Annotated in this window: 20 protein-coding genes; 13 read left to right on the top strand and 7 right to left on the bottom strand. The window is 50.1% G+C overall.

Annotated features, from left to right (window positions below):
* Positions 1–68: 68 nt before the first annotated feature.
* Positions 69–1,187, top strand: a complete 1,119-nt coding sequence (locus BUA34_RS08245) for a hypothetical protein (RefSeq protein ID WP_072828249.1) — start codon at positions 69–71, stop codon at positions 1,185–1,187.
* A gap of 231 nt (positions 1,188–1,418) precedes the next feature.
* Here BUA34_RS08245 and rpsD read toward each other — a convergent pair whose 3' ends face one another.
* Positions 1,419–2,024 carry a 30S ribosomal protein S4 gene (gene rpsD / locus BUA34_RS08240; protein ID WP_072828248.1) on the bottom strand — a complete coding sequence of 202 codons (606 nt, stop codon included), beginning with the start codon at positions 2,022–2,024 and terminating at the stop codon, positions 1,419–1,421.
* Positions 2,025–2,107: 83 nt separating this feature from the next.
* Positions 2,108–2,884, bottom strand: coding sequence for an endonuclease (locus BUA34_RS08235; RefSeq protein ID WP_072828247.1), 777 nt, complete (start codon positions 2,882–2,884; stop codon positions 2,108–2,110).
* A 212-nt stretch (positions 2,885–3,096) separates the two neighbouring features.
* Here BUA34_RS08235 and BUA34_RS08230 point away from each other — a divergent pair, with 212 nt between their 5' ends.
* Positions 3,097–4,362, top strand: coding sequence for a bifunctional folylpolyglutamate synthase/dihydrofolate synthase (locus BUA34_RS08230; protein ID WP_254794386.1), 1,266 nt, complete (start codon positions 3,097–3,099; stop codon positions 4,360–4,362).
* A 76-nt stretch (positions 4,363–4,438) separates the two neighbouring features.
* Here the strand turns inward: BUA34_RS08230 and BUA34_RS08225 are convergent, their stop codons facing one another.
* Positions 4,439–4,981 carry a putative periplasmic lipoprotein gene (locus BUA34_RS08225; RefSeq protein WP_072828245.1) on the bottom strand — a complete coding sequence of 181 codons (543 nt, stop codon included), beginning with the start codon at positions 4,979–4,981 and terminating at the stop codon, positions 4,439–4,441.
* A gap of 194 nt (positions 4,982–5,175) precedes the next feature.
* On the opposite strand from BUA34_RS08225, the gene BUA34_RS08220 reads away from it, so the two are divergent.
* The 6 genes from BUA34_RS08220 to BUA34_RS08195 are packed head-to-tail and all read left to right on the top strand — an operon-like array spanning position 5,176 to position 9,963.
* Complete coding sequence (locus tag BUA34_RS08220; RefSeq protein WP_139255903.1) at positions 5,176–5,877, top strand: MotA/TolQ/ExbB proton channel family protein; 702 nt, start codon at positions 5,176–5,178, stop codon at positions 5,875–5,877.
* On the top strand, positions 5,874–6,290 hold the full coding sequence (locus tag BUA34_RS08215) for an ExbD/TolR family protein (RefSeq protein WP_072828243.1): 417 nt from the start codon (positions 5,874–5,876) through the stop codon (positions 6,288–6,290). Before BUA34_RS08220 ends, BUA34_RS08215 begins: the two co-directional genes overlap by 4 nt.
* On the top strand, positions 6,277–7,212 hold the full coding sequence (locus tag BUA34_RS08210) for an energy transducer TonB (protein WP_072828242.1): 936 nt from the start codon (positions 6,277–6,279) through the stop codon (positions 7,210–7,212). Before BUA34_RS08215 ends, BUA34_RS08210 begins: the two co-directional genes overlap by 14 nt.
* Positions 7,213–7,221: 9 nt before the next feature.
* Positions 7,222–8,490, top strand: a complete 1,269-nt coding sequence (locus BUA34_RS08205; RefSeq protein ID WP_072828241.1) for a PD40 domain-containing protein — start codon at positions 7,222–7,224, stop codon at positions 8,488–8,490.
* A 17-nt stretch (positions 8,491–8,507) separates the two neighbouring features.
* Positions 8,508–9,092 carry an OmpA family protein gene (locus BUA34_RS08200; protein ID WP_072828240.1) on the top strand — a complete coding sequence of 195 codons (585 nt, stop codon included), beginning with the start codon at positions 8,508–8,510 and terminating at the stop codon, positions 9,090–9,092.
* A gap of 10 nt (positions 9,093–9,102) precedes the next feature.
* Positions 9,103–9,963: a tetratricopeptide repeat protein gene (locus BUA34_RS08195; protein WP_072828239.1), complete on the top strand. Its 861-nt coding sequence runs from the start codon at positions 9,103–9,105 to the stop codon at positions 9,961–9,963.
* 154 nt (positions 9,964–10,117) lie between these two features.
* Here BUA34_RS08195 and murA read toward each other — a convergent pair whose 3' ends face one another.
* Both murA and BUA34_RS08185 read right to left on the bottom strand, forming a co-directional pair.
* Entirely contained in the window at positions 10,118–11,395 is a 1,278-nt protein-coding gene (gene murA, locus BUA34_RS08190) for a UDP-N-acetylglucosamine 1-carboxyvinyltransferase (RefSeq protein WP_072828238.1), read from the bottom strand.
* 5 nt (positions 11,396–11,400) lie between these two features.
* Positions 11,401–12,165 (bottom strand): RDD family protein, encoded by a 765-nt coding sequence (locus BUA34_RS08185; protein WP_072828237.1) that lies wholly within the window; start codon positions 12,163–12,165, stop codon positions 11,401–11,403.
* Positions 12,166–12,231: 66 nt separating this feature from the next.
* Between BUA34_RS08185 and rapA the strand changes: the two genes are divergently transcribed.
* From rapA to BUA34_RS08160, 5 genes are read left to right on the top strand one after another with little or no spacing between them, the layout of a single operon-like run.
* Positions 12,232–15,222: an RNA polymerase-associated protein RapA gene (rapA, locus tag BUA34_RS08180; protein WP_072828236.1), complete on the top strand. Its 2,991-nt coding sequence runs from the start codon at positions 12,232–12,234 to the stop codon at positions 15,220–15,222.
* A 29-nt stretch (positions 15,223–15,251) separates the two neighbouring features.
* Positions 15,252–16,391: a glutamate 5-kinase gene (gene proB / locus BUA34_RS08175; RefSeq protein WP_012820033.1), complete on the top strand. Its 1,140-nt coding sequence runs from the start codon at positions 15,252–15,254 to the stop codon at positions 16,389–16,391.
* Between the two features lie 41 nt (positions 16,392–16,432).
* Positions 16,433–17,137 carry an SMC-Scp complex subunit ScpB gene (gene scpB / locus BUA34_RS08170; RefSeq protein WP_012820032.1) on the top strand — a complete coding sequence of 235 codons (705 nt, stop codon included), beginning with the start codon at positions 16,433–16,435 and terminating at the stop codon, positions 17,135–17,137.
* On the top strand, positions 17,137–19,776 hold the full coding sequence (gene mutS, locus BUA34_RS08165) for a DNA mismatch repair protein MutS (RefSeq protein WP_072828235.1): 2,640 nt from the start codon (positions 17,137–17,139) through the stop codon (positions 19,774–19,776). Before scpB ends, mutS begins: the two co-directional genes overlap by 1 nt.
* 20 nt (positions 19,777–19,796) lie before the next feature.
* Entirely contained in the window at positions 19,797–20,279 is a 483-nt protein-coding gene (locus tag BUA34_RS08160; RefSeq protein ID WP_254794385.1) for an HD domain-containing protein, read from the top strand.
* A 47-nt stretch (positions 20,280–20,326) separates the two neighbouring features.
* Here the strand turns inward: BUA34_RS08160 and BUA34_RS08155 are convergent, their stop codons facing one another.
* Complete coding sequence (locus BUA34_RS08155; protein WP_072828233.1) at positions 20,327–20,794, bottom strand: RidA family protein; 468 nt, start codon at positions 20,792–20,794, stop codon at positions 20,327–20,329.
* A 126-nt stretch (positions 20,795–20,920) separates the two neighbouring features.
* A complete protein-coding gene (locus BUA34_RS08150; RefSeq protein ID WP_072828232.1) occupies positions 20,921–24,319 on the bottom strand; it encodes an MFS transporter in 3,399 nt (1,132 codons plus the stop codon).
* Between the last annotated feature and the right edge of the window lie 157 nt (positions 24,320–24,476).

The raw sequence follows: 24,476 nt of genomic DNA, 5'->3' as shown, positions 1-24,476 counted from the left end.
TTTATGAACGAAAGGCTATGTCCACCCCAAATGTTGCTGATTGACCATAACCCCCAGAAGAACAACTAATGGATATTGAAATGATACCACATTTGCGCGACTGCATTGATTTGTACAATCCATACGCCAATAAGTACATCGAACTTATATCCACAGCAGATGCCGGAAATGATCTGGAAGGACACCACATTGTTCCGGCTGCATTTTACAAATATGTATTAGGTTGTGAAAAGACAAGGCTTGTATCATCGCTAGATATGATACCGGAAAACATCGTTCGCCTTTCTAAACGCAATCATATACTAGCCCACTATTATTTGGCCCGTTGCATCAAGCACCCGAACAATATTTTTACCGACTCTCAACTATACGCTTTTGTAAACATGTTCTCCAAGCGTATTATGAAGAGTCATCCTTTATTTAATGAAATGCTCGGCTTTGCCGAGGAGAATAAAGGGGTTAAGCGTAGATACAAGCAATATGAGTTATGCCCACCGACAATACCGAGCGGGTGTTCTTTCTATCAAGATGCGATTATCCATACTGATCGTACTGGGGCCTGGATAACCCAAATCCGAGACCATGGGAAGGAACATTATACTTATGACCATTTCGGTAATTGTTTGGATATTCAGATAGAGGGACATCCTAGCATTTGGGTAGTTCGTTCATTGACTAATGGTCGCGTTATGTCTATCGCTACTAATGCAGACGACCAAAGCACCTATGCCGGTTTTTCCGATACTGGTATATGTCATTTGTGCTATGATTGGCAAGGAAGAATCGAGTCAAAATTTCCATATCGTGCAACAGAAAAAACATATATTTTTGCTGATGCTATGTATAGCATGTCTAACTACATTTCGCGGATATTGCCGGAAAAAGAATTTGCTGAATTTATGCAGCTAATCAAGAAATATATCGGTAAGCGGGCGCATGGTATTGTCGAGCCGTACTCCTACTATGATATTCCTGCTGCTCCTAAACGCATATTTAGCAAAAGTCATTGCGACGAAATGGTTAAACAATGCGAAGCTAATGCAGAAAGCTGGATGAAACTATATAACGATGGAGTAAGACGTGATGGTGTGTATGCCGCAAACTACTTCAAAAAACTTGCCGATATGTGGCGTGTAATGGATGCGACCGCAATGGGCAAACAACCTACTGCCGTTGAGCAAAAATAAGTTGACCCCGTTGCAGTACCAGTCCCCGAAGTGCAAGAATCCGTTCCCATTGAACAACCGTCTACCGATTGCCAATCTCGTCATGAACCTCAAAAAATCGGGTTTTTGCGTAGATTGTGGACAAAGCTCGTCTAGCAACACTTTGTGAGGATGTAGCCTAAACAAATAAAAACGCCCGCATTTCTGCGAGCGTCTTTAAAAGCTTGAGTCTTTGCAACTCTAAGCGGTTTACTACCTGGAGTAGTATTCCACGACGAGCTGTTCTTCGAGCTTGACCGGGATCTGGTCGCGGAGCGGAAGCTTCACGAGAGTACCCTGCATCTTGCCGAGATCGACAGACAAGTATTCCGGAGCGGCAGCTGCAGAAGCGATTGCTTCCTTGATCTGCACGTGTTCCTTAGACTGTTCACGAACGGCAACCACGTCGCCAGCCTTGATGAGGCGGCTCGGAGAGAAGCTACGAACACCGTTCACAGTGAAGTGACCGTGTGCAACGTACTGACGAGCAGCGAAGATCGTACGGGCAAAACCCATGCGGTAGACGACTGCGTCAAGACGAGTTTCGAGCAAGATCATCAGGTTGTCACCTGCAGAACCTTCACGACGGTTAGCTTCCTTGTATGCCTTGGCAAGCTGAGCTTCGGAAATGTTGTAGGTGAAACGAAGACGCTGCTTTTCGACCAACTGCTGCTTGTAAACGGAAGCAGACTTCTTGCGGGTCTGACCATGCTGGCCAGGTGCGAAGTTGCGGCGGTCGAGAGCCTTTTGAGTCTTCTGAGAAACGGCAACGCCGAGAGAGCGTGCTACTTTACCTTTAGGTCCGCGGAAGGAGGACATATTTACCTCTTTGAGGAAGCTCTTTGGTTACGCTCGCATGTTGGCAGAGCTTGGCACGACATGCGAGATTTGGAGTCCCAAATTTAGTTATTTGCTTTTAGGCTGTCAACAGGCTCGACCGGTGCGGCTGGTTCTTGGCATTTTTCGAAGACAAACGGGTTGTGGTCGCCCTGGACCTTGAAAATGCGGCGGTCGCGCTCACATTCGCGTTCTGTGACGGGGTATGCCCTGTCCCAAGCTTCGAAAAGCTTGCGGTCTTGCTTGGAAAGGTTGATGTTGTAGGTCTTTTCCATGTAGAAGTGTACGCGGGCAATCAGGCCTCGGACTTCTTTGCGGGGTTGGACCTTCTTGTCCTTGAAATCGACGATGGTTTCGCACTGCCCGTACATGGGTTCCGGAGTGTTGGTCCACTGGCTGAACATGAAGTTGCTGCGGTCTCCGTTGACTTCACCGATGGCGGGATAGAGGTTGTGAAGGTCGCCTTCCATAATCTTGAATGTGGTGTCGTTCGCGCTGCAGTTCTTGCGACCGCCGTCGCGCCAGCAGGGGAGGTGTTGGCCCATGTTATGGGCGGTGACGATGTGTTCCCATTCGATGCGTTCGGTGCGCTTGTAGCTCTTGCGGTTCGGGTTTTCACGCGGCTTGTAATTGCAGGTGCTGAAATCGACTTTCTTTTTGTCGAGATAGCGGCATCCGCAGTAGAGCGTTTCCTGGAGTTCACCATAGTAGATGCGTCGCATCTGCTTGCCTGCATCGCGGTAATTGTAATGTTGTGGTGCAGCCAAAGGATTGACCTTGGCGAATGATGTTGCTGCAAAAACGCAGAAAAGCAAAGCGACAGCTTTTGCTGAAACTTTCATATAAATAACCCTTGATTTTAAAAGTGAACAAGATAAATGTAATCAATTATGTAGGTGTTAGGTTATAGGTTTTAGGATAAGTATCACTAGCTTCGCTCGTTTAATTAGACGGCTTTGCCGTGTTTATTTACCTAACCCCTAATTCCTAATACCTATTACCTAGCTTCTGTTTTTTTTATATTTACAATATGCTTCAAGACGGATTAGAATATTTGAATTCCCGGCTCATTTTCGGGATGATGCCTGGGCTTGCTTCTACGCGTAAACTTTGCGAAGTCCTTGGAAATCCTCAAAAAAAGTTCAAGACGATTCATGTTGTTGGTACGAACGGTAAGGGTTCTTCGAGCTATTATCTTTCTGGAATTTTGCAGGCGCATGGCCTCAAGACGGGACTTTATACGAGTCCGCACTTGGTGAACTTGCGCGAGCGCATCCGCGTAAACGATTTGCCGATTGATGAAGAATCTCTTGGACGTTTGCTTTTGAAAGTCAAGGCGGCTGCCGAAGAAGCTCAAGTCGAACCGACGTTCTTTGAAGTGTTGACTATTGTCGCGTTCCTCTATTATGCAGAACAAAATATCGATGTTGCCGTTCTTGAAGCTGGCATGGGCGGTCGCTTGGATAGCACTGCTGTTGCCGATGGTGAATTGATTGTGCTCACGAGTATCGGGCTGGAGCACACTGAAGTTCTTGGAAGCACGGAAAGCGCAATTCTCAAAGAAAAAATGGGCGTTGCCGGTTCTGCACAAAATATTCTTTCTAATGGCCATAGCAAGGTGTTTGTGCTTGGTGGCCTGAGTGATTCGCTGATTGCAGAAGCCAAAATTTATGCGGCTTCGCACGGATGTTCGTGTGTCGTTCCTACAATTCGTAATGATATTGAACTTCCGAATTTAGGACAACATTATATTGAAAATGCAAGCCTTTCGCTCAAGGCGGCGGAACTGTTCTTGAAGAATTTTGATGAAGCGCTTGCGCTCAAGACTCTTACGACACGCTCTTGGGCGGGCCGCATGCAAAAGCTAATCGATGCAAACGGCATAACGAAGTTTGTTCTAGATGGCGCTCATAATTCTCATGCGGTTCGTCGTTTGGTCGAAGCGTTGGACAAGTATTACCCAAATCAAAAGTTCCATTGCGTATTTGGTGCACTCCGCGATAAGGATGTGGGCGAAATGCTCAAGCTCATGGCTCCGCATGTAAGTCATTGGCATATTACGCGTACTCCGTATCCGCGATTTCGTGAACTGGAAGACTTGCAGGGCGAACTTGAAAAACTTGGATTGAACGTTGCTAGTGCGGGCGAGTTTTCTCGTGAATATCTCAATGACGTCTGCGCTAATGTTACGGATGGCTCGCCGGTTCTTATTACCGGTAGCCTTTATATGATTGGTGCGACTGTGCAGGCGCTCAAGGATGATTTTGACGGGCTTGCGTTCTTCCGTGGCATGGAGCCCACGACGAACGAACACCGTTAATTGGCGCGTGTGTGCGATTATATAAAAAAAAGACATTGGCTAAGCCAATGTCTTTTTGCTTGAAACTTAAGTTGGATTAGTCGTCCATTTCGTCAAGTTCTGCGTAAGCCTTTTCAGCAGCGGCGCGAATCTTTTCAGCTTCTTCCTTCTTTTCCTGCTGTTCGAGCATCTTGATGTATTCGGAGACGAGGTCAGAGTCGAGCGTCATAACGCCATAAACCTTGAACTTGCCATCTGCAGTCGTTTCGACCTTGACGTCAGAAAGCGTTGCACCGTTGAGGCGCTGGCTAACAGAAGTCTTGGACGTGCTCTGGAAGTGTTCGGCAATTTCATCGCTCACATCTTCCTTGAAGTTCTTGATCAAAGCCTTGGTCTGTGCATCGATAGACTTGGCGAGGTCTACGCGTGCATTCTGGTCGGCCTTTTCGTAAGCAATCTGTTCGTCAGCGGATTCACCGATACCGATACCGGCCGGGATGTGCTGCTTGAGGTAGCTCTTCTTCTGCATCTGCATTTCGATGAGAAGGCTTGCTTGCTTTTCTTGCGGAGTCTGCGGAGGATTGCTAGAGCAACCTACGAACATTGCTGCAAGAGCGAGACATGCGATGAGTTTTTTCATTGTTTTCTCCTTGGAATAAAAATCCATTAATATTGTTTTGTGATTTTAATATACAAAAAATATCATGTAAAAATGTAGTTTCGCTGCATTTGTCAAAAAAAGTGTTGATTATTGCTTTGTGTTTTCTTTTTTAAGTGCTTTTTTGTATTATAATATAGCATGTATATTTTTGTAAATATTTTTTGGAGGTTGTCTTGAACAATACTGTACCTGTATGGCAAATGATTACGCAGTCCGATATTGTGACGATGATTATTCTTGGAATTCTCGCCTTTATGTCGCTTGGCTCCTGGGGAATCATCATCGTGAAGTTCTTTAAGCACAAGTCGAATTTGCGTGCCAATGCAAAGTTCTTTAAAGAGTTCGGCAAGCTGAGACATTTTTCGGAACTGCAAAAGCTTTGTACAGTTTCTAACGATAGCGCATTGCGTTTGCTGAGCGTTGAAGTCTTGAACGAAGTATCCAAGTTCAAGGGAAAAGTGAGTTACGAATCCCTTCAGCATCGAGCCTCTTTGCTTGAAGATGCTATCCAGCGCTCTATTGAAGGTATTCGCATGGACGAAGACCGTTACCTGACTTTCTTGGCGACAAGTTCTAACTTGGCTCCGTTCTTTGGCTTGCTTGGTACCGTTTGGGGAATCATGATTGCGTTCTTCCAGATTGGTCATCATGGCTCTGCTGACTTGACTGTTGTTGCTCCGGGTATTGCCATGGCGCTTATCACTACGGTTGCGGGCCTTGTGGTTGCAATCCCTGCTTCTGCCGGGTACAATTACTTTACTTCGAAAAATGGAAGCAACGAAACTTCGTACTATAACTTTGGCTCTCAAGTTTTAAGTTTGTTCAAAAGAGGGGACATGCTTGCTGTTGAAGGAGTTGCCGAGGAGGAAGCGTGAAACGCAGCCGCCGTAAGGACTTAAAGCAAGAACTGAACCTCACGAACATGATCGATATCGTGTTCGCTATCTTGATTGTGTTTATTTTGTGTGCGCCATTGATGAGTCAGGGAGTCAAGGTAAATCTCCCGCAGGTAAAGGCTCCGACGATGGAACAGCAAAAACTTTTAAAGGTTTCTATCACCAAGAATCTTGAAATATTCATTGCCGATATGCAGGTGGATATGGAAAGTTTCGAAAGCATTTTCAAGTCGCTGTGGAATGGCGAAATGGCGGTGGTCATCAACTCGGACGAAGCGGTAAGCTATGGCTTTGTGATGAAGGTTGTGACTCAAGTGCAAAAACTTGGTGTGACGAAACTCGGTTTTTTGACGATGACCCCAAAAGACGAATTGGTAAATGAAAAGAAATAGGGACCATATCCAATATTTCGAGACGGAAAACGATGGATCTTTGTTCAATATCATCGTGTGTGCTGTCGTGTTTCATTTGGCGGTTGTCGGGACTTTGATTGGCCTCAATAATATTGATTTGAGCAAGCCTGCAGAAGAAATTCCCGTGTTCGAAATGGTGCAGGTCGATGAGCCTGTTCAGCAACCTGTGGCTAAGGCGGCTTTGCCGGAACCTGAACCGCAAGAAGCTCCGAAGGAAGAACCTCCGCCACCGGCTCCTCCAGAACCTGTGCCCGAAACGACTCCTGAACCGGAGCCTGTTCCGGAACCGACTCCAGAAAAGACGCTCGAGCCGGAGGCTCCGCAGGTGCCCGAAGAACCCGCTCCCGAAGTGAAGCCGGATACGCCGGAACCCGTGCCTGTGCCGGAACCCAAGGCCGAAGAAAAGAAACCGGAAGAAAAGGTCGAAAAGCCGAAGCCCGTCGAGAAGCCTGTTGAAAAGCCGGTGGAAAAGATTGCAAAGAAAACTGTCGAGAAGAAAAAAGTCGAGAAAAAGCCTGCGAAAAAGCCGAAGGATGACGATGACTTCAATATCGACGATTTGAATTTGCAGAAGTCGTTTGAAATGCCTAGCCTCAAGGCGGTGAACCCGATTGATATGGACCCGCTGATGCAGGTGTTCCTGGAACGCGCTAAGGCAAAAATCATGAGCAATTTCAATCCGCCGAACGGGCTTACGATTGATCGAGATGCAAAGACTACGGTGCAGTTTACGGTGGAACGTTCGGGCATGATTACGAGCGTATTCCTCAAGCGTTCTTCTTCGAATACTGCTTGGGACCACTTGTCAATGCGTGCCGTGAAAATCTCGAAGTTGCCGGAACTTCCGCCGACGTACAAAGGCGCAAGTCTTGTGTTGCAGTTTAACTTTACGCCGAACTAGAAAATAACTATGAAAAAAATAAAATTGCTTTTTGTGTTTGTTGCGATGGCGCTTGCGGTGCCTTCGTTTGCGGCGATTGATACGATTGCTGTGGATGTGGGTATTTCTGTTTTCCAGACGATGCCGATAGGTGTTGTGCCTTTTGAAGAAAATGGACAAATTAAGTGGACGAGCGAAGCTCCGCATAAGATTCTGACGCGTGATGCGAATCTCTCCGGGCGTTTTGAAGCCGTTCCTTCGGATAAGTTTGACTTGGTGCTTTTTAGCAAGAAGCGCGCACGCCAGTATGTGACCGGTACCGCCACGAAACTTTCTGACGGAAAAATCAAGCTCGATTGTTATTTGTATGCCGCTGAAACAAAGGATGTCTTGCTCGGCGAAAGCTATACCGTGAAGCCTTATGACGTGCGTCAGGCGGTTCATTCGTTCTTTGACAAGGTCGTTTATCGCTTGTTCGGTGAACGTGGTGTCGCTTCGACAAAGCTTGCTTATGTCTCGAAAATCGATGGTATGAAGCAGGTGGTTATTTCCGATTACGATGGATTTTCCCGCCGCCAGATTACGCGTGATTCTTCGATTAATACGATGCCCGTTTGGCAAAAAGGCAATAAGGGCTTAGTTTATGTGAACTTCCGCAAACAGCACCCGAACCTCTATGCCATCACGTTTGGCGGTAAAGAAACTCCGCTCTTTACGCAGTACAAGCAGACGTTTAGCCCTGCAGTGAACCCAAAGACCGGTGAACTCCTTTTCGCGGTGATGGATGGGGCGAAAACTGAAATTTATCGCGGTGATATGAAGACTGGCTCTGCTCAGAAATTCTTGCATTTGCAATCGAATCAGGTGAGCCCTTCTTGGAGCCCGTTTGCAAGTGAAGTGCTTTTTACAAGTGACCGCGGCGGTTCTCCGCAGGTTTATGCTGTTGGTAAAGATGGCTCGGATGTAAGGCGCATTACATATATGGGCCATTACAATGAACGTGCGAGCTGGTCTCCGGATGGTGACCGCATTGTCTATACATCGATGGACGATGGCAAAATGAATATTTATACGTGCGCTTTGGATGGAACGGATATTATCCAGCTCACATCGAACGCAGGGAACAATGAACACCCGACTTGGTCGCCGGATGGCAAGCTGATTGCGTTTGCCAGTGACCGTGGCGGCAATTATCAAATTTATATTATGCGTAAAGATGGAAGCGGCGTGACTCGCATTACGAATGGTGCCGAAAATATGTCGCCCACATGGTCTTGGTTTTTTGACGAGAAAAAATAAATAGAGGAGCGTAAAATATGGGTAAGATATTTAAACTCACGTTGATGGGAATGGCTGTAGCCTTGTTTGCTTGGGGCTGCAGCAAGGAAAAACCGGAGACGGATCCTCAACCGCAAACTGCGCCGGAAGCACCTGCGGATTCCTCGCTCAATCTCGATGCTCTTATTGCGGACACGTTGAGTGCCGATTCCTTGGCTCGCTTGGAAGCAGAACGCCTTGAAGCCGATCGTGCTCGCTTGGAAGAAATGATCAACCGCATTATGCTCGAAGACGTTTACTTCGATTATGACCGCTCCGAACTGACTGAAAATGCAAAGCGTCTGCTTGCACAAGTGGCAGAAATTTTGGTAAATGAAACCCGCTTCCTTGTTACGGTTGAAGGGCATACGGATGCTCGCGGTACCGAAGATTATAATCTTTCTTTAGGAGCTCGTCGTTCGAGTGTCGTGAGGGATTTCTTGATTGCATATGGTGTGGATGGAAACAGGTTGATGTCTGTAAGTTACGGAAAGGAACGCCCGAAGGTTCAGGGTTCTGACGAAAGCGCATATTCCAAGAACCGCAGAGCCCATTTCCGCGTATCCATTGCAAATAACGAGTAGGGGGCGAATTATGAATTTTAAAGCGATTTCTTTAGGTGTTGTTTTGGCATCGTTTATGCTTTCGGGATGCAGTAGCATTACTATACTGCGTACAAAAGAAATGAAGGCTGTAGGCGATGAAATTATGGTAAAAAATGATTCTGCCTATAAGGCTCTTTCGGCTGAAAATAATGCGCTTAAGGTTGAACTCGATAGCATTAAAGCTCAGCTCGATGCTGCTGCCGTGGCGCAGAAGCGCTTGCAGGCCGAAGTGTCTCTTCTTACAAAACGCATGAGTGAAGAATCGGTGCGCCGTGATACGCGCCAAGAAGAAATTAAATATCGTTTGGATATGCTCATCGGAAAGTCCGATAAGATTTTAGCCAAAAAGGTTGTGGTAAGCAATGGTGCGGCAAGCGCTGTGATGGAATCGGATGCTAACGCCGAAAAAATGGTGGAAGCGGAGACGATGTTCAATGCGGCTCATTCAGATTACCATCGTGGTGAATACAAACTTGCGTACAATGGTTTTAAGCAGGTCTATGAGCTTGTGAAAAAGGGCGAAATGGCTGAAGGCGCTCTTTATTGGATGTCTCTTTGCTTGATTGAAGTGAATCAGGTGGCAAAAGCCAAGACGATATTGACAAATCTCGTGGAGACATACCCGCAAGGATTGAAGGCTTGTGCTAGCATGTTCAAACTTGCATCGCTTTTCGGCAAGGAATGTGATTTGGAACGTCAAAAGCAGTACTTGCAGAAGATTCTTTCAAACAATACTTGTGCTTCGACAACGGAACAGGAACAGGCTGCCTTGCAATTACAGTCTATGCTAGAATTTAAGTCTACGGACGGGCGCTCGGCAGAACAAGTTTGCCGCGAACAGATGCGATAATTGCGCATTACGGAATATAACAGGATCCTTCGGCTTCGCCTCAGGATGACGAGGTGAGAAATGGTCTCAGGGTGACGTAAAAAAATGGCAGGCGAATGCGCCTGCCGATTTCATATAAAGAGATTTTTGCTCGCTTGGTGGCGGGCATGATTTTTTATTCGTCGCGGGCGTCGGGGTTGAAACGCTTGACGGTGGCGCCAATCTTAGCCATCTTGGCTTCGAAATCTTCGTAGCCACGGTCAAGGTGGTAAATACGGCTGATGGTCGTTTCGCCTTCTGCAATGAGGCCTGCGAGCACGAGAGCTGCACTTGCGCGGAGGTCGGAACCCATGATGTCGGCACCTTCGAGCGGGAGGCCGCCCTTGATTGTTGCTGTGTTGCCGTTCAGCTGGATGGAGGCTCCCAAACGTTCGAGTTCAGCGACATGCTTAAAACGGTCGTTATAGACGGTATCTTGCACAAGGCTGTTGCCCGGAATCGAGAGGAGTGTTGCCATGAACGGGGCCTGCATATCGGTCGGGAATCCTGGGAACGGGAGGGTCACAAGGCTCATCGGCTTGAGTTCCTGCTGACGTGCATCAACTTCGGCCCAGTCGGCGCCAACGTTGACCTTGCAGCCAATTTCGCGGAACGCATCGAGCGTAGAGGCGATGTGTTCCGGGATGATTCGCGTGACCTTGACGCGGCCGCGCGTGATGGCGGCGGCACAGAGGAACGTGCCTGCTTCAATGCGGTCCGGGATGGTGACGCCTGTACCCGGGCGGAGGGATTCCACACCCTGGACGGTGAGGGTGCGCGTTCCGCGGCCCTGGATTTTTGCGCCCATGCTGGTGAGGAAGTCGATGAGGTTATCAATTTCGGGTTCGAGAGCGGCGTTTTGCAGGACGCTTACGCCCTTGGCGAGTGTCGCCGCCATCAATACGTTGACCGTTGCACCGACGCTAGAAATCGGGAAGTTGAAGTTTCCGCCGGGGAGGCGGCCTTCGCATGTCGCTTCGACGTAGCCGTGCGTAACGGTAATCTTTGCACCGAGAGCTTCGAGACCTTTGAGGTGCAGGTCAACGGGACGCGGGCCCCAGGCGCATCCGCCGGGGAGCGATACGCGGCAGCGACCGAATCTTGCGACGAGTGGGCCGAGCACGTAGAAACTGGCACGCATGGTTTTCACGAGTTCGTATGGGGCTTCCAAGTGGTCTACGCCATGAGTGTCGATTTTCAAAACATGGCTTCCGCCGTTGATGTGGCAACCGATAACGCGGAGCACATCGGACATGGTCTTCATGTCTTTCAAGTGCGGAACGTTCGTGATTTCGGAAACTCCATCGGCGAGGAGGGCTGCGGCCATGACGGCAAGTACTGCGTTCTTTGCACCAGAAATTTCAACTTCACCATTGACTGGTGCTTTTACTTGAGGAACGATAAACTGATCCATATAAATTAAACCTCTTTATTAAACTTTTGTTCTATCGGGTCATGGACTACTCGTGTTCTTGCGATAAAGTCGTGCAAAGCCCTTTTTTGCGGGTCGATGAGGACGATAAGGTAGCCTAGACCATAAAAGATAATAGTCGCTTGCGTTACGATGCTTGCGATAAAGCGGAAAATCGAGAATGCCCACGAGAGCTTTTCACCGCCAGCCATTTCTACGTGAATGTGGAATAGCTTTTTGCCGGGGGTTGCTCCCCAAATGGCATGGAATACGATAAAGTAAGCCGCTTGGACAATGCTCCAAATGGTAAAGAATGTAGACATTCCGGGAAGTTCGAGCGCTTTGGCGACGATGTCGGAAGAAGTCGGGTCTTCAATATATTGCCTTGCTACTTCGGTAACGGCATTCAAATCGATAAAACCCGTGAGACTTAACAAATAAAGGAAAATTGCACCGACAACAGAAAGAATTATGTTGTCTATAACAAATGCGTTGGCGCGTACAAAAAATCCTGCAAAACGTTTGCGACTCAGTTTGCTTTGGAGAAGCGTCTCGATAGTCTGTTTCAGGAGTTCTTCTTCTGTAGGTTCCGGTGCCTCGGTTGCTTCGGGATAGTCCTTCCAAGCTTTCCAATTTGTTTCACCGCTATGCCAAACAAGAGTTTCATCTTTTATTTTGCCTTCGTTGACAAAATTCCTGATTTCGTCGATAGAGAAAGGGCCTTGGCGCCTGTCCCCGTCGGTGATTGAAGTGTCAATGTAAAACCATTTCATGTTGTGGAATAATTTAGTAAAAAGTTCGCAAGCCGAATTTTTGAAAAAATTGTAAATTTAGGGGTTATGATGATGTTTAAAATTGGTCAGCGTTACGTTAGCCAAGCCGAGCCCACCCTGGGACTTGGTATTGTTTCCGAAGTCCAGGGACGTACTGTCAAGATTTTGTTCCCTTCAATCGGTCAAGCTCGAATTTACAGAACCGAAGAAGCTCCTATTGAACGTTTTGTGTTGCAAGTGGGTGAGACTGTCAAGAGCGAAAAGGGAGTCTCTTTTGTGGTGGACTCTGTTCGCGAAGATTCGGGTATCATGGTTTATGTCGGACGAAACGGCAAGGAGATGAAGGAATCCGAGCTGAGTTCGAAACTTTCGACGGCTCGACCGGCTGTGCTGTTTAGGGCTTTGGCCGATGACGAAGTTTGCTCGTCACGCGATTTTTTACGTCATGAAGATGCGATGGAAATGTTTTACAAGTGGACGTCTTCGCCGGTTCGTGGCATGATTGGTCCGCGTGTGAACATGATTCCGCACCAGTATTACCTTTGCTACCGCGCATGCTCAAGTTCGACGCTCCCGAGGCTTATGCTTTCGGACGAAGTGGGTTTGGGTAAGACGATTGAAGCGGGCATGATTTGGCATGCGCTCAAGTCGAGGGGCCGCATCCAGCGTACGCTCGTGATTGTCCCGGAAACGCTGAAGCACCAGTGGATGATTGAAATGAAACGTCGTTTTAACCAGCTCTTTACGCTGGTGGACGAAGGCTATATCCGCGGGCTTTTTGTGGGGGTTGCGAAAGACGAAACGAAGCCGAACCCGTTCATGCAGAGTAACGACATCATCGTGTCCATTGACTTTTTGATGGCGCAGCCTGCATTGATCGAAGACCTCTTGAAGACGAGCTGGGACATGACCATCATCGACGAAGCCCACCATCTGGTGTGCGAGGATGGTTTCACGAGCCACGAGTACATGCTTGCGAACAGAGTGATTGCACGTTCGAAGGGTGTGTTGCTTTTGACGGGTACTCCGCTCCAGCTCCATCCGGAATCGCAGTTCAACCGACTCAAGATGCTCGATCCGGTGCGTTTTGCAGACTATAACGATTTTATCAAGGACCAGGAAGCATACCTCAAGCTTGTGCGAGATTTGAATAAGCTTCCGACCGATCCGAACCACCACATGAGCTGGGATGACTTGTACGAATGTGTCCCGAAGAACTCGCAAATTCGTCCGTGGCTTGAACAGGAAAATTCAAAATCCATGACGGCGGGTGAATGGATGCGCCGCATTGTCGATGGCATGGGCACGGGTTCTGTGGTGTTCCGCAATACGCGTAAGGGCGTGGGCGGTTTCCCGAAGCGTGTGCTCGATGAAATTCCGCTCGAACCGAATCCGGCTTACCGCGAAATGGTTGAAGTGGCTGCCGATCGTGACCTCGAAGCATCGACTGACATTCAAGAGAATGGTCTCCTTTGCACAAGGTTCTCGGATGCTTGGCATTTGGATGAACGCTTTGAATGGCTTAAGGGATTCCTCAAGGAATACAAGAACGAAAAGGTCTTGTTGATTTGCGAATCGATTCAGGTGGTGCAGGCGCTTGAAACTTTGCTCCTTGAATTTTTGGGCGAAGGTGCGTTTGTGATGTTCCACGAAGATATGAGCATCATGGCGCGCGACAAGGCTGCGGCAAACTTCAGCAAGCCTGATGGTGCTAACTTGCTCATCGCTTCTGAAATTGGTTCCGAAGGCCGTAACTTCCAGTTCTCTCATCACTTGGTCTTGTTCGACTTGCCGCTTGATGCCGCTCTTGTGGAACAGCGTATTGGCCGCTTGGACCGCATTGGTCAGGACAAGGACATCATCATCCACGTGCCGTACGTGAAGGGCTCTGGCCAGGAAGTGATGTTCCGCTGGTATAACGAAGGTTTGAATTCGTTTGGCGCTCCGCTCATGAGCGGTGGTGAACTCTTCCTCAAGTACACGGAATCCTTGATTGAAGCTTTGGCAACGCCGCGCGCTAGCCTTGAAAACTTTGTGAAGAACGTCATCCCGCAGGTCAAGAAAGACTGTGAGCAGATGCGTAAGCATATCGAAAACGGCCGTGACCGCTTGCTGGAATTTAACTCCCGCAATCCTGAAAAGGCAAAGGAAATCACGGATGAAATTCGTGAACTTGATGCCGAACCGGAACTCAAGAATCTTGTGTTTGATTCTTTGACGAACCGCGGACTTGATGTCGAAAAGAGCTCTGTGTCGGGTTGTTTCCTTATCACGATGGGACCGCAAGTCGAAGCGGGCTCCGTGCCAGGCATGCCGGAACTTGCTTCTGGCGTGTATAGCGCTGGAGGAGGCCGCGTGAACAGCCAGACGGATTTGTGTGGCGAAGGTGGCGGCGATTCGGAAGGCGATGGCCGTACGAATGGCGGCACCTGCATGACTGTCACGTTCGATCGCGATGTCGCGATGACGCACGACGATATTGAATTTATCAGCTTGGATCATCCGCTTGCTCAAGGCGTGTTCGATTACGAAACGGGCATGGGTCGCGGAACGGTGTCTTGCGCGATTTGGCCGAACTCTGGTTTGCGCGGACTCATGATGCAGTACAACTTTGCTGTGGAACTTCCGGTGTCCGAAGAATGGGGCTGTGCCGATATCGCAGGGCCGAAGTATTTCAAGGTGCTCGTGAATGCGAAGGGCGAAAACATGTCTGGACATTTCGATGCTCTTTCGAATGCTGCGCTCAAGGACGTTGGCGTTCCGCAGGGCAATGCCGCTGTCGATATGACGCTCCGTTACTTTGCTAAGGATGGCCTTGCGAAGGCTCGCTTGATTGTTTCTGAACAGGCTAAGAAGTATGCCGAAGAAGCGGCAAATGCCGTGGAAGCTCGTTCGGAACAGGAATACCAGCGCATGAACCATTTGCTCTCGATGCGTGGCAAGGCGGGTACGAGCGAAGCTTTGAAGCAGCTCCGCAAGAACGTGCAGGAACGCAAGAAGATTGTGGCTAACCCGCAACTCCGCCTCGATGCCATTCGCCTGGTGGTGTGCAAGTAAACTATTGACTAATAACTAACGACTGAAAAATGAGTGAATTAAGAAAGAACATTTTAGATGAAGCTCGCCGCGTGGTGGTGAAGATTGGTTCTCGCATTCTCGTGGATTCCGAGCGTGGTGGCGTTCGTACGCGATACATCCAGAAGCTCGCGGATTCCGTGGCTCGCTTGATGGATGCCGGCAAGGAAGTCGTCATTGTCACGAGTGGCGCTGTGGGTACGGGCATGGCTGAACTGGGTTATGCCCAAAAGCCGACCGTGCTTGCCGAAAAGCAGGCTTGCGCTGCCGTGGGTCAGATTGACCTCATGTACGCTTATCGCGAAATGTTCCGCTGGGTGCAACTCTCCGTCGGTCAGATTCTTTTGTCTGCAGAAGACTTCCGTGACCGTGCACGTTACAAGAATTTGCAAAACACCATCAAGGCAATGCTTGCTCGTAAGATTGTTCCGATTATTAACGAGAACGACTCTTTGGCCGTTGCCGAAATCAAGGTAGGCGATAACGACAAGCTCTCGAGCGATGTGGCGCTCTTCCTTGATGCAGACTTGCTCCTCATCTTTACGGATGAAGACGGCTTGTTTGATGACAATCCGAAGAAGAATCCGAACGCCCGCTTGTTGAACTTTGTTCCTGAAATCACGCCTGCGATTTTGGCACTCGCCGGAAAGCCCGGCGAGGCCGGGTCCGCCGTCAGTACCGGCGGCATGAGGAGCAAGCTCGAAGCCATTCGCAATGTGACGAAGAGTGGCGCGAATGCGTTCCTCGCTAGCGGTATGAAGGTGCTCCCGCATCAGGTGTTCTTTGAAAATGCAACAGGTACGTTGTTTGCAGGTTCCAAGAAAAAGCTCAATAGCCGTCAGCGCTGGCTGAGCTTCATTACGACGCCGCGTGGAAGCGTGATTGTCGATGAAGGCGGCGTGAAGGCTTTGCGTGAAAATCATTCGAGCTTGTTGCCGGTTGGCGTGATTGCGGTACAGAAGCATTTTGACAAGGGCGACTTGATTGAAGTCCAGGACGAAAAGAAGAATCCTGTGGCTCGCGGTGTTGCTGGTTTTGATAGCGAAACGCTCAAACTTGTGCTTCGCAAGAAGACTGCCCAAGTGCACGAAATCTTGGGCAAGAATGTTCCTGATGAACTTATCCACAAGAACGACTTGGTTGTATTCTAACTAGGTGACTTTAGACCGCTTTAGACAAAAGGATCAAACGTATGGCTGAAGATCAGAATGTCGAAGAACTGGCCGAAGAATCGGCGGAACTCCCGAAAGTTGAAAGTAGGGAAGACCTGGCTCGTATTATACAGGCGCTCGTCTTTGCGTCTCCGGATGTCGTGACGCTCAAGAAGCTTCGCGAAATTCTCGGTGACTTTTTGGACGCTCGTTCTGTGGCGGATGCGCTCATTACAGCGAACGATTCTTTGAACAAGATTCAGTCTCCGTTTGAAATTGTGGAACAGGCGGGCGGTTACCGCTTTAGAACACGTGCAAAGTATTATCCGTGGGTGCGCAAGCTCTTCCCGGAAGCAAATGCAAGACGCCTTTCGCAGGCAGCTCTTGAAACGCTTGCCGTGATTGCGTACCAGCAGCCGATTACGAAGGCTGCCATCGAACAGGTTCGTGGCGTTTCGTCTGCGGATGGTCCGATCCGTAACTTGCTTGACAAGGGCTTTATTACTTTGGGCGCAAGAGCGGAAACGGTCGGTAACCCCTATACTTACGTGACTACGCAAGAATTTTTGAAATACTTTGGTATCAATCGCATTCCGGAAGATTTGCCGCGTTTGCGCGAATTCAGTGAACTTTTGGAAGCGGGCGCTTTGGTGCCGCAGTACTCCAAGCCTGATAACGCTCCGGAAGAACCGACTCCGCTCGAAGAATCGACTGACCAGATTGAATTGTCTATGGGAGATGCTTAATGGCCGTTACTCCGTTGATGCAGCAATATTACGAAATCAAGAAAGAAAATCCTGGCTGCATTTTGTTTTTCCGCATGGGCGACTTCTTTGAACTTTTTGAAGATGACGCTGTAATCGCCTCGAAAATTTTAGGTTTAACGCTCACGAGCCGCAATAACGGCGCCTCCGGTGCAACGCCTTTGTGCGGGTTCCCGCACCACGCAGCTGAACGCTATGTGCCCAAGATGGTGGCCGCAGGCTACCGCATCGCCATTTGCGAACAGGTCGAAGACCCGAAACTTGCAAAGGGCATTGTCAAGCGCGATATTGTTGAAATCATCAGCGCCGGCACGGCGATGAACGAAGAAAACCTCAATGCAAAAGAGGCAAACTACCTTTGCGCTTATGTCCCCGCGACAAGCGATGATGGAAAGGGCGGAAATGGGGATGTGGCTGCGTTTGCGATTGCTGATGTGACGACGGGTTACTTGGCCACGTGCCGTAGCAGTGTTCAGGCTTTCGAATGCGAGTTTAGCCGCCGCATGCCCAAGGAAATCATGATTCCCGAAGGGACGACAATCCCAGCTGCGATTATGGACTTGATCAAGGCGGAAAACGTCTTGGTCACCGAACTTCCGGCGATTTTGTTTGCAGAAGACCAGGCAAAGGATGTGCTGTTTACGCACTTCAAGGTCGAAGCGCTCGATGGCCTTGGCTTGGATGGTCGCGTTTTTGAAACGTCCGTGACGGGCGCATTGCTCCAGTATTTGATCAACCAGAAAAAGTCCGAACTGTCGCACTTTACGACGCTCGAGATCTTGAATCTGGACGATTACATGACGCTCGACCCGAGCACGCTGCGCAACTTGGAACTCGTGCGTCCGCTGAATGCTGACGATTATTCCAGCACGCTTTGCTCGGTGCTCGATTTTACGGTGACGGCGATGGGTGGGCGTACGCTCAAGGACTGGGTGAGCCATCCGTTGATTGCTGTGGACCGCATCCGCGAACGCGAAGAAGCGGTGGGCGAGCTTGTCCAGAATCCTGTGGCGCTTGATGAACTCAAGGAATCGCTCACGTCGATTCTCGATATGGAGCGCTTGATGGGCCGTGTCGGTAGCGGTCGTGCAAATGCGCGTGACCTCGCGGGAATGGGACGTTCCCTTTCGCAGGCATCAAAGGTCGCTGACGTTTTGGAAGGCTTGCATGCGCCGCTTTTTGAAGGTCTACGTGAAACGCTGAACGCGGCAAAGGGCCGTGGCGAAGACTTGCTCAAGTACTTCAATGATGACTTGCCGATGACCGTGCGCGAAGGTGGAATGATCCGCCCGGGTGCAAGTGCTGAACTCGATGCGATGAACGAGGACATCAAGGAACGCCGCGAATGGATTGCTTCGTTGGAAGGACGTGAACGCGAACGCCTCGGAATCCCGTCATTGAAGGTCGGTTACAACCGCGTGTTCGGTTACTACATCGAAATCACGAAGGCGCAGATGGCAAAGGCCACGCAGCCGATTCCGGACGAGTATATCCGCAAGCAGACGACGGTGAACGGCGAACGCTATATCACGCCCGAGATGAAGGAATGTGAATCCGTCATCAGCAATGCCGAAGTCAACATCCATGCGTTGGAATACAAGATTTTCTGCGAACTCCGCGAACGCGTGAACAGCTGGCGCGCCGAGCTCCAGGGCATTGCCGATGCGATTGCCCGAGTCGATAGCTTGTACAGCTTTGCTCGTGCGGCCCGCAAGTACAATTACGTTTGCCCTGAAGTTTTTGAAGGGACGGGTATTGAAATTCGCGGCGGTTTCCATCCGGTGATTGTCGCGGTGAATCCTGATTTGAACTTTGTCCCGAACGATGTGACGCTCTCGCCGGACGGTACGCGACTGATGCTCATCACCGGCCCGAACATGGCCGGTAAATCGACGTACTTGCGCCAGACGGGGCTCATTGTGCTCATGGCGCAGATTGGCTGCTTTGTGCCTGCCGAAAGTGCGCGCATTGGTGTGGTGGACCGCATCTTTACGCGTGTGGGCGCAAGCGACCGCTTGAGCCGTGGTCTCAGTACGTTCATGGTCGAGATGATCGAAACGGCGAATATCCTCCGCAATGCGACGCCGCATAGCCTTGTGCTGCTCGATGAAATTGGTCGCGGTACGAGTACGTTTGACGGCCTCTCGATTGCATGGGCCATTGTCGAGACTCTCCACAGCGAGCCTGCCCGCATGGCGCTCACGCTTTTCGCAACGCACTATCACGAATTGACGGGGCTTGTGGAATCGCTGGAACATGCCGGAAACTTCCAAGTGGCCGTGCAGGAAAAGGGCGACAAGCTCACGTTCTTGCATAAGATTCTCGAAGGCGCTTGCGATTCGAGCTATGGTATTCACGTGGCCGAGATGGCGGGGCTCCCACCTAACGTGGTGCGCCGAGCTCGCAAGATTTTGCTCCGTTTGGAAAAGCAGAAGATTGACCCGAGCGACGAGGCGCAAAACAAGAAAATCAAGGCGCAGCCGCAGATGGACTTGTTTGCACCGCCAGACGAAAACACGCTTTTGCTCAAGGATGAAATTCGCAGGCTCAAGCCCGAGGAAATGACTCCGATGCAAGCGCTGCAACGCCTCATGGACCTGAAGGAAAATTACGGGAAATAATGATCGATTTCGCGGCTTTAATGAACTTTGCTTTTGAGAATCGGCTCTATGAGTCCGAGGTTCATGGCATTGAGCATTGGCATCAGGTGGAGTACAATGGGCTCCTCCTGGCGAAAAAGACTGGCGCCGACATTGACGTAGTGCGCTTGTTTGCGATTTTCCACGACTCGCAGCGTTTGGATGATGCATACGACCGTGAACATGGTGCACGCGGCGCAGAATTTGCAAAGCGTTGCCGCGAGGAAAAGCTTTTTGAATTGGACGATGAACGCTTTGGCTGGCTCTATGATGCGTGCCGCCTCCACACGATTCAGCCGCGTACGGGAATTGTTACGATAGACACGTGCTTTGATGCGGACCGTTTGGATTTGGGCCGTGTTGGGTTCCCGCTGAATCCCCAAAAGATGGCGACGGAATGGGGTGCAAAAATAGCCCAGAAGTCGCTGACTTCGGGCTATTCCGTATTCCACATGCGCGAGTGGATCCGCAAATTGGTGCTTTAATCCGTCATCCTGGAGCCAAAGGCGATAGGATCCATTATTTCTTGTACTTACTCTGCGATCGCCTGGAACGTGCAGCTGATTTCGACAGCGACGTTCTTCGGGAGCGTTGAAACGCCAACAGCCGTACGGGCGTGCTTCCCGTTTTCTCCGAGAATCTGTACAGCAAGTTCGCTTGCGCCATTCAGTACAATCGGCTGGTCGTGGAAATCGTTTGCGGACTGCACAAAACCCTGGATCTGAACGAGGCGGAGTGTTTCGCCGGCTTTCAACTGCGTGAGGGCTGCGGCAATGTTGTTCAAGAAGCAAATCTGTGCCGCTTCCTTAGCTTTTTCCACAGAAATCTGGTTCGGAACAATACCGGTAAAGGCGGAAAAGTCTCCCTTCACAGACGGCAACTGCCCAGAAACAATGATCGTATCGCCAAAGCGCGTTGCCGGAACATAAGCGGCAACCGGTGCGGGGCAGGCGGGGAGCGTCAGCCCAAGTTCTTGGAATTTAGAGACAATTTGACTCATGTAATCTCCTTGTTTTTTCGCCATTAATATACAATAATTGAGATGCATTTGGGGCGTTTATGGCCAGCAATTTAAAATGCCCGCACGTTTTTGCGTGCGGGTATATTTTAAGGCTATTGTTGGCGATTACTTCTTTTCGACTAATTCCGTGGCGAGTTTCTTCATTCCGTTGAAGTCCCACTTGCCACTGCCGAGCTTCGGGATGGCTTCGACGCAGAACACGGAACCCGGCTGCATAAGCGGCGGAATGCCCGATTTGCGGAGGCTTCTCGAGATTTCTTCGGTGTCGAGCGTTTCGTCGCCCTTGACAAGGAGCACGATGCGTTCGCCCTTGACGGAATCCGGAACGGCGGTAATGGCGAATTCGTGTTCGCCCATGATGCCTGTTTCTGCAATGCGGAGTTCCACGGCGGTAAGCGAAATCATTTCGCCGCCGAGCTTTGCAAAGCGGCTGTAGCGGCCGAGAATCTTGACGAAGCCGTCTTCGGTGATGGTACACTTGTCTCCGGTCTTGTACCAGCGACGCCCATCGACTTCAAAAATGACGGCATCAGTTTTAGCTTCATCGCGGAGGTAGCCCTTCATGACTTGCGGGCCTGTGATGACGAGCATGCCTTCTTCACCCGGCGCGAGGAATTCGTTTGTTTCGGGGTTGATGATTGCGCCTGTTGAACCTGGGACAACCATGCCGATGCTTGAGTGGTCGCAGCACTTTTCCATCGTCAAGAAGTCGTCGAGCAATACGTTCGGGGCGTTGAGCGTGGCAAGCGGCGTGAGTTCCGTGCAACCGTAACCTTCGTAAATGTCCTTGCCGAACTTGAGCTTGAAGGTCTCGCGCATTTCGGGGCGGAGCTTTTCGGCACCGGCAATCACGTAGCGCAAAGAGTCGAGGCACATGGGGTGTACCCAGCGGTTGATGGCGATGGCGCGGAGGAACGTCGGAGTGCCCATGAGGATGGTTGCTTTGTATTCGGCGCATACACGGGCAAGAGTCTTGATGTCGGTGGGATCGGGGCAGAGCACCATCGGCACGCCGTCGAGGAGCGGCATCATGAACGTCATCGTAAAGCCAAACGAATGGAACAGCGGGAGGAGCGATGTCATCACGTCGGTGCGGCAAAGCCTGATGACGTGATCTCCTTGCTGGGCGTTCGAAATGACGTTTTTGTGCGTGAGTTCCACACCCTTCGGCGTGCCTTCTGAACCGGAGCTGAACAAGATAACAGCATCGTCGCTCAGCTTTGCGGTCGTGAACCAGAGGTCTCTCAAAAGTTTCTTGGGGAACGTTAAGACGATGAACGATTCGAGCAGACGGCAGAATGTGCTGATTTTCTGTTCTTCTTCGTCGATGTAGAACATCTGGCATTTTTCGGCAAGCTGTTTGAAGTCGGAGTTCTTGCCGCAGAGCTTGTCAAAGAAGGCTCGGGACGTGACAATTGTCGAAAGTTCAGCCTTGTCGATGCAACCAATGAGCGTGTCTACAGGCGAGGTGTAGTTCAGGTTGACGGTCGTCTTTCCGCAGCCGAGAATAGACATAATGCCGAGAGCGGCGTCGCGGCTCGTGGGGAGCATGAAGCCTACGTTCTGGTCGTTCTTGGTGAGCGATTTGATTTTCTTGCTGAAGTGGTGGCAGAGGCGGATCATCTCGTAACCATTCACGTGGCGGCCGGCAGGGTCAATCAAGATTGGGCGGGAACGGCGCTTGCGCATGGCGCGGTACCAAAGCGGAATGATGCTTGCGGAATGGTCCATCGCCATGTTCCAGATGTCGGTTCCCAGGTTCTGCAAGTCCTTGCGGATCACGTTTTCGGGCGTGGTGGCGGGGAGAGCCTTGCCGAAACCTACGCTGATGACTCGGTTGAAATACTGCGGGCGGTTTACGCATTCGGAGGCGTGGCTGTAGCGGCTGCCCCAAAGACCTTGTATGTAGAACGGGACGATTTGGGCTTCGGTGCCTTCAATAGCCTTTGTGTAATCGAGCGAGAACTTGGATACAAATGGAGTCTTTGATACTTCGCCTTCGGGGAAAATCACGACTGCCTCGCCTTTGAGGAGCGCTTCGTGGATTTTTTCCATCGCTTCACTTGGGTCGCGGCGGTTGATGTCGATGACGGACTTGCCGTGTGCGAACCAGCGCAAATACCAGTCGGCAAAGGTGTTGCGGTTGCTTGCGATGAGAAGCGGGCGCGGGCTTGCCATCTGGAGCACAGCCCAGTCAATAAAGCTGTAGTGCGGACCGACCAAAAGGAGCGGACCAGATTCGGGCATATTCTGGATGCCGTGGACCTTGACCTTGTAGCGGAACACGTATGAGAATGCAAAGCGGAGCCCAGCGCGGAGGAGCGTCATCGGGGTGCGTTTGAGCGTGAACACGAACGTGAGGGCGAGGATCACAGCGAGGAAGAATAGCTGTTTGTGGAGGCTGAGTTCGGTCATGAGGAAGAGGATGACCTGGAAGCCAAGTAAGATGAACAAGAAGCTCATCTGGATCATGAACGAAACGGCGTGGATGCGGCCAGATGTGTCTGGGCGTGTGACGTTTTGGATGACCGTGCGGAGGATGACGAATGCGGAGCCTGCCCAGAAGGCGATGAATGCGTAGAGGAACGCAAGGACGTACTGGTTATTGATGAATGGCGTTATAATCATCGTGATGGAAGACGCAATGGCGGCAAGCGGGATAAGGCCTGTTTCCACGAAGTTCTTGGAAGACTTTGCGGCACTGATGGCGCCAATGATGTAGCCGATTCCGGTGAAGATGAATGTCCACTGGAAAAGCGTTGTGCTTTGCGTACCCGTCATGTTCTGCGAAATCATGATGAGGAACTGCGTTACGCTCCAGAAGGCTGCAATGCCGAGCATCGAGAGCTTGAGCATCGGGTTTGACCAGGTCGAAGAGAAATTGCGCATGGGGGAGCGGAGCTTGACGAACTTATTCTGTTTGCTGATGCGGATGCAGAATGAAGAAATGGCAGAGACGAGACCTACAGCAGAAAGGATAAAGGGGAGGAGTGTGTAGCTAATGGTCGAGCTGTCGTTCGGACTGTAGTCAAACGTGAGGAAGGATATAATCGTGATGCCGAGCGCCATGAAAATCAAGTGCTTGGCGTTGATCTTCACCAGGTCGTTCCCGTCGGTGATTTCTTTCATGAGACCGATTTTAGCGGGGCTGAAAATCGCGAGGAAAATGCCGTACAAGAAGAGCAATGCAAATGCGCCAAAGTCGAGCCTGTCGCCAAAGAAAAATGCGATGAGCAACACGGATAAGGCCATGCCAGCGGAACTCCAACCCATGACCTTGCTTTTGGGGAAACGTCCGGCAAAATAGCTTGCCACATGCATCATGATGATGCTCGGCGAGAACATGGCGAACTGGAGCAGTAGGCTTAACCAGAAGAATCGTGTGCCTTCGGAGTTGAAGGTTATCCAGCGTTGAAAATGGATGAATAACCCCAGTTGCATGAATGAACTAAAAAATACAGCAATGTAATAGGGAACTTCGCCAGGACAGGTTGTGCGTTTCATATAATCGTTGTTAGGTATGAAAAATTGTTTAAAAATGTGAGGTAAATATAGTAATGATTGGTGGGGATAAAAAAGGAAATGCCCGCGCGGTGGCGGGCATGATACTAACGACCAATGGCTGATGACCATTGACTAAAGACTATTGACTAACACCTAC

This window comes from Fibrobacter sp. UWB12, from assembly GCF_900142485.1.
In the GTDB taxonomy this organism is placed as follows: Bacteria; Fibrobacterota; Fibrobacteria; order Fibrobacterales; family Fibrobacteraceae; genus Fibrobacter.
Note: the sequence above shows the minus strand (reverse complement) of the source record. Positions and strands in the feature narration are given on the sequence as shown.

Excerpts from the sequence above, each read along its gene's own strand:
- BUA34_RS08245 (WP_072828249.1), top strand. The coding sequence starts at position 69 with ATGGATATTGAAATGATACCACATTTGCGCGACTGCATTGATTTGTAC.
- rpsD (WP_072828248.1), bottom strand. The coding sequence starts at position 2,024 with ATGTCCTCCTTCCGCGGACCTAAAGGTAAAGTAGCACGCTCTCTCGGC.
- BUA34_RS08235 (WP_072828247.1), bottom strand. The coding sequence starts at position 2,884 with ATGAAAGTTTCAGCAAAAGCTGTCGCTTTGCTTTTCTGCGTTTTTGCA.
- BUA34_RS08225 (WP_072828245.1), bottom strand. The coding sequence starts at position 4,981 with ATGAAAAAACTCATCGCATGTCTCGCTCTTGCAGCAATGTTCGTAGGT.
- BUA34_RS08210 (WP_072828242.1), top strand. The coding sequence starts at position 6,277 with ATGAAAAGAAATAGGGACCATATCCAATATTTCGAGACGGAAAACGAT.
- BUA34_RS08205 (WP_072828241.1), top strand. The coding sequence starts at position 7,222 with ATGAAAAAAATAAAATTGCTTTTTGTGTTTGTTGCGATGGCGCTTGCG.
- BUA34_RS08200 (WP_072828240.1), top strand. The coding sequence starts at position 8,508 with ATGGGTAAGATATTTAAACTCACGTTGATGGGAATGGCTGTAGCCTTG.
- BUA34_RS08195 (WP_072828239.1), top strand. The coding sequence starts at position 9,103 with ATGAATTTTAAAGCGATTTCTTTAGGTGTTGTTTTGGCATCGTTTATG.
- murA (WP_072828238.1), bottom strand. The coding sequence starts at position 11,395 with ATGGATCAGTTTATCGTTCCTCAAGTAAAAGCACCAGTCAATGGTGAA.
- BUA34_RS08185 (WP_072828237.1), bottom strand. The coding sequence starts at position 12,165 with ATGAAATGGTTTTACATTGACACTTCAATCACCGACGGGGACAGGCGC.
- rapA (WP_072828236.1), top strand. The coding sequence starts at position 12,232 with ATGATGATGTTTAAAATTGGTCAGCGTTACGTTAGCCAAGCCGAGCCC.
- proB (WP_012820033.1), top strand. The coding sequence starts at position 15,252 with ATGAGTGAATTAAGAAAGAACATTTTAGATGAAGCTCGCCGCGTGGTG.
- scpB (WP_012820032.1), top strand. The coding sequence starts at position 16,433 with ATGGCTGAAGATCAGAATGTCGAAGAACTGGCCGAAGAATCGGCGGAA.
- mutS (WP_072828235.1), top strand. The coding sequence starts at position 17,137 with ATGGCCGTTACTCCGTTGATGCAGCAATATTACGAAATCAAGAAAGAA.
- BUA34_RS08160 (WP_254794385.1), top strand. The coding sequence starts at position 19,797 with ATGAACTTTGCTTTTGAGAATCGGCTCTATGAGTCCGAGGTTCATGGC.
- BUA34_RS08155 (WP_072828233.1), bottom strand. The coding sequence starts at position 20,794 with ATGAGTCAAATTGTCTCTAAATTCCAAGAACTTGGGCTGACGCTCCCC.
- BUA34_RS08150 (WP_072828232.1), bottom strand. The coding sequence starts at position 24,319 with ATGAAACGCACAACCTGTCCTGGCGAAGTTCCCTATTACATTGCTGTA.